Source organism: Vicinamibacteria bacterium (genome assembly GCA_035620555.1).
GTDB lineage: Bacteria > Acidobacteriota > Vicinamibacteria > Marinacidobacterales > SMYC01 > DASPGQ01.
This window is the reverse complement of record DASPGQ010000306.1, coordinates 1-8,358: the sequence shown is the minus strand read 5'-3', so window position 1 is coordinate 8,358 and position 8,358 is coordinate 1. Positions and strand designations below refer to the sequence as shown.

The window sequence follows — 8,358 nt, the reverse complement described above, 5'->3', positions numbered from 1 at the left end:
GCCTGTGCCTGGCGTGGCTCGACCCCATCCATGTGTGGCAATCAGTCTCTCGACGAGCTTCCGGATGTCGTCACGAATGGCGCGAACCTGCTCGAGGGGACGTCCCTTCGGGTCGAGAAGCTCCCAGTCCTCGCGCTCGATGCCGGGAACGACGGGACATTTCTCTCCGCAGCCCATCGTGATGAGAAACTGCGCGCTCGCTGCCAGGTCTTCTGTAAGGAGCTGGGGGCGAGCTCCGGACAGGTCGATACCGAGCTCCTTCATCGCCATGAGGACTTCCGGATGGACGCTCACTGCCGGCTCGGTGCCTGCGGAGATCGCTCGGGCCGCGCCCGGTTGCACAATCGAGTTGAAGATCGAGGCCGCCATTTGAGATCGACCGGCGTTATGGGTGCAGGCAAAGAGAACGGTTTTCATGCGATTTTGATATTCGCCTATGCATATGTCTTATCTCAAATTTTTTTACGCCGTGCAACAGCCGCCGCTTTTGCGGAGGCGCGCCGCGCGAGCCAGGTCTTCGGCGAGCTCGGGGACGTCGTGGAAACAGCCCCCCAAGCAGCGGAGGAGCTGCTCGTGGAAAGTCGTGCTGGCGGGAGCGAGCCGATAGAACTTCCAGACTCCATGGTCGCGGACTTCGACGAGCCCAGCCCTCCGCAGGTAGGACAGGTGGCGGGACGCTTTGGGCTGACCCACTCCGAGGATGACCACCAGGTCCGCAACGCATAGCTCCCCGTCCTTCAGGAGGTTCAGGATTCGGAGCCGGGTGCGGTCCGAGAACGCCCGGAACATCAGGTTGATGGAGTCTACCGAGGACCGTTGGTTCCGACGAGTTGTCACCGAAGTGGGCATCGAGTGAATCCGTATCGATCGCGTTGACCTCTGAGCTTCCGGTTTTGCTTCGCCCTTCGCCAAATTGGTGCCGCAAGGCTCCTATATCAGCACCCTGCATACTACTTGATTTGGGACCGAGCCGGCAGAAGACACATTGTTCTTCGATGCCGAACCCCGTGCACAGCCACAAAGACCCCCCGGTATCGTGAAGGAGAACCCCGACTTTTGGCAGGCTGACGAAAAAGTACAGCCCAGCCTGCCGAGCGGCGGCCAAAACGTCTGCCGCGAGATCGGCGCGCAGCGCCGCAAAGGCCGAGCCGTGGCGGCCGGGCGATCGCGGGTCCCGTCACGGCATTGAGTACAGAGAGGTGGGTAGTCGTGAGCTCATTCTGGTATTTCGAGATATATCTTCGTTCCGCTCGGTCAAGAACGAAGGACCCGCGTCGACGAGTCTTTTGCCGAAAGGAGTGGAATCGATGCCCCTGCAACTCACTCTCAAATCCGTCGCGCTCTTCGTGGTCGCCGGCATCTGCGAGATCGGTGGCGGCTATCTCGTGTGGCTGTGGCTCCGCAATCAGCGGGGCGTCCTGCTGGGCCTTGCCGGCGGGGTGGTTCTATTTCTCTACGGCATCATCCCCACGTTTCAACCCGCCCACTTCGGGCGAGTCTATGCGGCTTACGGTGGGGTTTTCGTCGTCCTGTCCCTCGTTTGGGGATGGCTTTTCGACGGGAGTGTTCCCGACCGCTTCGACGGGATCGGCGCGGGCTTCTGCATCTTGGGCGTCGCCACCATCATGTACGCGCCTCGATCGTGAGAAAACCGGCGCCGCCACTCCCGTCCGACGGTCGCGCTACAATGATTCGATTCTATCGAGCTCGGAGGTTGAAGTGAGGATCGTCACAGCAAACGGTATGACGCGGTACGGACCGTAGGTCTGACAGCTCGTCGCGGCCTACGAGCCGCGTATCCAAATCGATCTGGGTAGTGGCGACGGCAAGGGGCCGTTGCGCCTGGCGCGGAGGGAACCTTCGCGGCTCTTCGTCGCGGTGGATGTGAATGCGGATTCGCTGAGCCGAACCGCGTGGCGCGCCGCCCGCCGAGAGGCGCGCGGAGGCGTTCGCAATCTTCTGTGCATCGCGGCGAGCGCGACGGAGCTTTCGCGGGAGCTTCCGGGGGTGGCTGATCGGGTGACGATCCTTCTTCCTTGGGGAGAGCTCCTCCTCGCGGTCGCCGCTCCGGAGCCGGCGACGCTCGAGGCGATCGCCGCCCTCTGTCGAACGGACGCGTCGCTCGAGATCGTGTTCTCTTACGATCCGCGACGGGATCCTTCCATACCGGCGTTGCGAGATTACCAGGGTATTTCCGCGGCTCGGGTCGAGACCCGCCTGCGAGAGCCCTATCGACGCGCCGGCCTTGACATTCATCGAGTGGAGGATTTGGACAACCGAGCGCTCCTCGACTACCCGACCACGTGGGCGAGGCGCCTGGCGCACGGAGACTCTCGCAAGATCTGGCGCATCGGTGGCCGTAGAGGCTAGCCTTGGCATGTGCCATACGGGTTTTCCGACGCGAACGCGGTGGGGTACGGGCGTGGTATTTCCGCGAATTGAGCGAGTGGGCCCGTGAGAGGCGATTCGGTGGGCGGCTCGATTCGGTGGAAGCTCCATATACCGGCACCGCCGTCGAAGGTCTACGAAGCGTTGAACAGCGACGAGGGGCGCGCCTCCTTTTGGGCCGAGTCGGCCCGTGAGGTAGACGGCGTGATTCATTTCGAGTTCATCAACGGCATGAGCTACCGGAGCCGGATCCTCGAGCGAAAGGCGGACTCCGTCTTCGCCGTCGACTATTTCGGCGGTGTCGCCCGCTTCGAGCTGGCGCCCGACGGAAAACGTGGCACGGACGTAACGCTCACCCACACCGATGTCCGTCCCGAGGACTGGAACGAGGTGCACGCCGGCTGGCTGAACGTTCTCTTTCCCCTGAAGGCATGGATTGCTTTCGGCATCGACCTTCGCAACCACGATCGAGAGCGGCTCTGGGACGATGGCTTCGTCGACCAGTGAGTGACCGCGCGGGTGGAGGTTGCTCGGGCCCGGGATCTCGCTTACTACCATCGAAGAGAATCTTCCTCGTTCGCGAACGTATTAGAGACACGGGACTACATGCGTAAAGGAATCGGGTCTGAGGGTAGCTCCTTAGAGTCCACACCAGCTACGACACAGTCGGGCGGACGCAGCGGACCAGAGCGTCACGTACGAAACGCCGTCGAGCACTCCATCGCCAAATGAGCGGTCAGTCTCTTGCTCTGTGGACCGTGATCGGCTTTCCCTCGAACTCGAGGCCATCGAGTGACGTGATGGCCTTCTCGGCAGTCGGACCGTCCGCCATATGAACGAAACCATAGCCGTGAGGAGAGCCTACACGAGTGTTTCCCATCCAGATGGACTCTACCTGTCCGTGCCGCGAGAACAGATTGCGTAGGGATTGCTCAGACATCTTGTAAGGAAGGTTCCCCACGTAGAGTTTCATGTTTTCCTTTCGAGGGCACGCCCGGGACGAACCTGATGGGTACCCGTCAGACTTTACCGGTCGTGTTAAGTTCAACTCTATCCCAATCGCGCCCTCAGGCGCAAAAGCCTCTGGACGAACCCCTCGGAAGAAATGGGACTTCGGAAAACTCGGATCGGGGTCGATACTCTCGAGACCGACGATTTGACAATTGCACGGAAATTGTCGAGGATAGCTCATTCGGCTATCCGATGGCTTTTCGTAGATTCTTCTGCTGGTGATTCCCACCGCACTTCGTCAGCCCTCGCTTTGGCCCTTTCGTAGAGGAGTCCCCGTTTCATGGCTAACATCTATGTAGGTAATTGTTCTTTCGACGTCACCGAGCAGCAGCTCAGAGACGCCTTTGCGGCCTACGGCGAGGTGAGCAGTGTCAACGTCATCACCGATCGTGATACCGGTCGTCCGCGTGGGTTCGCATTCGTCGAGATGTCCGAAACTGCAGCCGCGCAAGCGGCCATCCGAGGCCTCAATGGAAAAGAGCTCGGCGGGCGTGCCCTGAACGTCAACGAAGCCAGGCCCAGGACCGGCGGCGGTGGCGGCGGCGGCGGCGGACGCGGCGGCGGACGGCGCTGGTAAGCCGGCCCAACCGGAAAACTCCGTTCTCGCGAAGGGCTCGAGATCCCAGGACTCGAGCCCTTTCGCGAATCGAGCGCCCGCCTACCTCGGTGGAAACCACGCCCGGCAGCAGGTGCATCGCCTGTGGGCGAGATGGGCGGCCTTTCGGAACGAGATTCCGGTGACTGCCGATTGACGGAAACCGGCTGTGCCGACTTACCAATCCTGCAGCGCCGATATGCGGGTTCACCTCGTCAACCCGAGCGATAGTTCCTTCGGCATTGGCGTTATTACGCCAAGGTGGCTTTTCGTGCTCGCGGCCGCCACGCCGAAGGAGTACGGCACGCCACGGATCGTTGACGAGACTCTCGAGCAGCTGGACTCCTCGACGATCGAGAAGGGCGACGTAGTCGGTATCGGCATCCACACCGGCAACGCGCTCCGGGGCTACAAAGTCGGCCGGATGGCTCGGGAGCGCGGCGCTTTCGTAATCTACGGCGGCATACACGCAACCCTTTATCCGGAGGAGTCGCTCGATCTCGGCCAGGCGCACGGCGTCGTCAAGGGAGACGGTGACGTCGTATGGGCTAAAGTGCTTGCCCAGTGCGCTGCGGGCGAGCCGGACCGAGTTTATGAAGCCGGAAGAATCGCGGCCGATCGATTCAAGCCCGCGCGCTGGGAGCTCCTCTCCGCGAGGGACTACATGTGGGCCTCGGTGCAGACGGTACGGGGCTGTCCCAAACACTGCTCGTTTTGTTCGGTGTGGCGCACTGACGGCCAGAAGCCGCGTCAGCGGGCATCGGACGTGGTCATTCAAGAAATCGTCGAGCTGCGCCGTCTCGGGTTTCGGTTCATCGCGCTTGCCGATGACAATTTCTATCCGGTGGCGCTAAACGACCTGCGTCTGGCCGAGCGTCGCGGCGACAGAGCCCGGCTGCAGGAGCTGAAATCGCTTCGCGACGAGCGCTTCGAGCTGATGGCCGGGATGGCGAAGCTACCGTCCGATATGGTGTTCTTTACCCAGATCACTATGGAAGCCGCGGAGGATCCGACGTTTCTTGATGCCATGCGTAATGCCAACATCAAAGGGGCGCTCGTTGGGATCGAGTCGGTCACGCCGGAAGGTCTCAAGGCGGTCCACAAAGACTTCAACGCCTCCGGTCCAGAACTGATAAAGAGACTGCGGACGTTCCGAAAGCACGGGGTCCATGTCCTGGGCTCCTTCATTTTCGGTTTACCGACGGATCGGCCGGACACGTTCGACGCCACCGCGCAACTCGCTCAGGAAGCCGACCTCACCTTCGCTCAGTTCGTGATGATGACGCCGTTTCCGGGAACGGTGGATTTCCACGCATGGGAGAAGTCGATGGCAGACGATCCAACACGGATCGGTGGCTTCCCGCTTACCCGCCACTGGCTCATCCCGCAGGAGCTTCGCCCAAAGATCTATACGCATCATCCAGAGCTGTCCCCCGAGGAGATTCGGAGTCGAACTCAAGCGGCGTGGAACCGTTTCTACAGGTTGAGTTCGGTGTGGAAGCGCTCTCAGTGCACCCCGACGCTTCGTTCGCGCCTCGCATTCGTGTTGCTGTCCAAGCTTTACCGGCAAATGTACGCGAACACGGGTATCGCGACGGATAGCGCCCGCGTTCAACGAGCGACGAATCTCGCTCGATGGATCGCAAAGCCCGCTGCCCGGCTGTTTCGCGCCAAGCCTCTCCCCGACTTACAGGTACCGGCGTCGCGCTAGGGCGGTTGCCGACCGCTGATACCACGCGGCGGTGAGCCGCGCGCTTCCGTCCTTCCACGACTCGCCTGGAGGAGACCGAATGGCCACCATACCCGGGTCGGAGTATCTTTGGATTCACCGTCAATGACACGTCTCGCCGATATCGCTTGCGGGTGGCTCCAATGGGCAGTGAAGCACGGATCTACACGCTGACGATTCCCTAATCGCGCGTTTTTCGAGCAGCGCGTCCTATCAGGAAGCCCCGCTGATTTGCTTTCTCATAAGGATCATCCAACGAGCCGCGCGCGAAGTCCGAAGTCGAAATTGTTCCGCCTTGCGGCGACAGCGGGTCACCTACCTTTTCGGACGACGACGAAGCTCGCGTCGTCGTGGAGTGGAGCGAACTCACGAATGTCCGCCGCAAGAGAATCCACGAACTCGTCAATGGGTCGGTCCTTATGGGCGCGAAAAAATGCCTCCAGCCTGTCGTCGATGTACGGCGCTTTTCCCGAGGCGTGGTCGGTGACGCCGTCCGTGCAAAGCAAGAGCATATCCCCGGATCCGATCAGGTTCAGGACGTTCACTTCGTATCGTCGTTTGAAGCCGAGTGGGGGCCGAGGTTGTTTTGTCCGATCGATGTGCTCGAAGGGCATCATTCCCAGAGGTGGGCATTGATAGAGGCAGTCCGGGCTGATTTCCATGAAAGATCCCCGGAGATGCGAGAACACCAGGGGAATCTGGTGGCCGGCGCTGATGAACCGAAACCGGCCCGAGGAATCGATCTCGCCATAGAGAACGGTTATGTATTTACCCGCCGCCATGGAATCGTGGAACCGGACAGACAGATGCTCGAAGAGTCGCGGGGTAATCGTGCCTTGGTCCTCCAGCTCGTAGAGGACGCCGGTAAGAAAGGCCTGATGAAGCATTCCCGCGACGAACGCATCCGTGGTCTTGTGACCGGAGACATCGGCGATTAGGATCCCTGCTTTCTTCTTGCAGTCTTCGAGCTTGGCCATGATATCGAACCTTCCCCGGATGTTCGCTTGTCGAATCCTCTCTGGAAGATCGCAGCGCCGGTCGAAGTCGATGTAGACGATATGATCGCCACCCGAACCGCCATTCAACGCTAGCGTGCGTCCACCCACTTCGATGCCTTCAAGCGTCGGGAGATCATTCGGCATCGGCCGGAGAGCGGCCGCGATACTCTCGAAGTTCTCCAGCTCGCCCGCAAAGCTCTCGACGAGCGTCTTCTCTGGCATGCGGTTGTGTGGGCTTTCAGACGGGAAAACGAGACAACATTCAGCCGGCTGTTGTCCCGCGAGCGGCTCTCGGCTCGATCTGCTCACGGTGTTGCGTCCGCGCCTGCGACGAAGAAGCGTCCAGGAGCGCGACGCAAGGCCGGGGCGTACGGGTGTGTTTCGAGGTGTCTTCTGTCGACCGCGAGCCTCCGCGAAGATTCATGACTTGGTGGCCGCTACCGAGAGCGGCGGCGTCGGTTTCTTCGTGTGGGCTTCTCGATACTCCTCGAGCTCGGCTTCGGTGATCTCAATGTGAGATGCCGGCACGCAGTCCTGGTTACCTCGGCTCAATTCTCGTAGGAGCTTCAGGAAGCAAATCTCCGCGGCGTCTTGGTAGCGAACTCGATTCGACAGAAAGGACTGGTTGGGAATGGCTATCTGAGAATAATGCCATATTCCGTCTGGCCCCCTCACGCGCACTTTGTAGACCCGAGCAGTCTCGTTGACGGTGAATCCGACATACTCCGACCTTAGTGTGCTGACCATCTATCTCCTCTACGCACCGTGCTTTTGCCGGCGGCTCTCGGTCCTTGAATTGGGCCTAGAATCTGGCCTTGAATTGGGTCGAGAATGAATAGCGGCTTGGGCCTTGCGGAAGTGTAGAGGGTCTCGTAGGCTCTGCACCTCGCGGTAAAAATAAAGGGGCGTAGGCCGCATTCCTTTGAATCTAAGCCTCTTCAGAAACTCGATCTCCTCTTGGGTAACGTCGCCGCGAAGAGAGCTATTGCTGAGGAACTCTTCGAGCCCAGGTTCCATGCCGCAGGTCGGCTCCAGATCCTGTTCCACGAACCCGAATCGCTTTGGCGACGCGGGCCCTAGTCTGCGATTCAGGCTTATCACAATGCCGAAGGTTGCGAAGTCGATGTCCCAGGACTCGATGAGCGGGTCGATGAACGAGACGCAATCTTCATCGGATACGTGGAAGACATCGGTATCGAGAAATTCGAGGATATCGACCCGCACCTCTTCGTAACTGCGGTTGCTGGCTCGTGCGAAAATGCGAAGCCACCTCTCGTTGTCCAATTCTTCCCTGGCGAGCGTCTTCACCACGTCGAGAAGCTTCTGCGTGATCAGGCGTTCGATCTCACCGATCGGCTGCCTCTCGAAAATGGCTCGGACTTGCTCTCTCTTGTGGGAGGCGCATTTTCGGAGGATGAGCTTCCGAACCTCCTTGAATAGGGGCGCGGGCGGGTCCAGAACCTTTCGCTTGAGCTCTTCCTTGCGCTGGAGCTCGGCGAGCTTCGAGAGCCGACCTTTCGGAAGTCGGAGCAACTTCTCCATTTTGGAGTAAATGTCGGTTCGCTCGGGTGCCGGAGGAGCTTTCTTTCGAGTCAACAACTGGGAAATGTAGGATTCGGTAACGTCGGCCCCAACGG

The 8,358-nt window shown here is 60.2% G+C and carries 11 protein-coding genes; 5 read left to right on the top strand and 6 right to left on the bottom strand.

The annotated features are described in order from the left end of the window. A partial coding sequence (locus VEK15_12445) for an arsenate reductase ArsC (GenBank protein ID HXV61500.1) occupies window positions 1-417 on the bottom strand: 417 nt, incomplete at its 3' end. A gap of 45 nt (window positions 418-462) precedes the next feature. After that, the gene (locus VEK15_12440) at window positions 463-789 is read right to left on the bottom strand and encodes a metalloregulator ArsR/SmtB family transcription factor (protein HXV61499.1); all 327 of its coding nucleotides are present in this window, start codon (window positions 787-789) and stop codon (window positions 463-465) included. 518 nt (window positions 790-1,307) lie between these two features. On the opposite strand from VEK15_12440, the gene VEK15_12435 reads away from it, so the two are divergent. The 3 genes from VEK15_12435 to VEK15_12425 all read left to right on the top strand — a co-directional run bounded on the left by VEK15_12435 (window position 1,308) and on the right by VEK15_12425 (window position 2,895). Continuing rightward, entirely contained in the window at window positions 1,308-1,646 is a 339-nt protein-coding gene (locus tag VEK15_12435) for a YnfA family protein (protein ID HXV61498.1), read from the top strand. Between the two features lie 151 nt (window positions 1,647-1,797). After that, the gene (locus VEK15_12430) at window positions 1,798-2,370 is read left to right on the top strand and encodes a hypothetical protein (protein HXV61497.1); all 573 of its coding nucleotides are present in this window, start codon (window positions 1,798-1,800) and stop codon (window positions 2,368-2,370) included. 99 nt (window positions 2,371-2,469) lie between these two features. Further along, complete coding sequence (locus tag VEK15_12425; protein HXV61496.1) at window positions 2,470-2,895, top strand: SRPBCC domain-containing protein; 426 nt, start codon at window positions 2,470-2,472, stop codon at window positions 2,893-2,895. Window positions 2,896-3,124: 229 nt separating this feature from the next. Here VEK15_12425 and VEK15_12420 read toward each other — a convergent pair whose 3' ends face one another. Then, window positions 3,125-3,361, bottom strand: a complete 237-nt coding sequence (locus VEK15_12420) for an RNA-binding protein (protein ID HXV61495.1) — start codon at window positions 3,359-3,361, stop codon at window positions 3,125-3,127. Between the two features lie 318 nt (window positions 3,362-3,679). Here VEK15_12420 and VEK15_12415 point away from each other — a divergent pair, with 318 nt between their 5' ends. Together VEK15_12415 and VEK15_12410 are read left to right on the top strand one after the other, a co-directional pair. Further along, window positions 3,680-3,976: an RNA-binding protein gene (locus VEK15_12415; protein ID HXV61494.1), complete on the top strand. Its 297-nt coding sequence runs from the start codon at window positions 3,680-3,682 to the stop codon at window positions 3,974-3,976. Window positions 3,977-4,265: 289 nt separating this feature from the next. Next, window positions 4,266-5,705: a radical SAM protein gene (locus tag VEK15_12410; GenBank protein ID HXV61493.1), complete on the top strand. Its 1,440-nt coding sequence runs from the start codon at window positions 4,266-4,268 to the stop codon at window positions 5,703-5,705. 329 nt (window positions 5,706-6,034) lie between these two features. Here the strand turns inward: VEK15_12410 and VEK15_12405 are convergent, their stop codons facing one another. The 3 genes from VEK15_12405 to VEK15_12395 all read right to left on the bottom strand — a co-directional run. Next, on the bottom strand, window positions 6,035-6,943 hold the full coding sequence (locus tag VEK15_12405) for a PP2C family protein-serine/threonine phosphatase (GenBank protein HXV61492.1): 909 nt from the start codon (window positions 6,941-6,943) through the stop codon (window positions 6,035-6,037). 198 nt (window positions 6,944-7,141) lie between these two features. Continuing rightward, window positions 7,142-7,468, bottom strand: coding sequence for a hypothetical protein (locus tag VEK15_12400; GenBank protein HXV61491.1), 327 nt, complete (start codon window positions 7,466-7,468; stop codon window positions 7,142-7,144). Window positions 7,469-7,477: 9 nt separating this feature from the next. After that, window positions 7,478-8,358: XRE family transcriptional regulator (locus VEK15_12395; protein ID HXV61490.1), on the bottom strand; the 881-nt coding region annotated here is incomplete at its 5' end.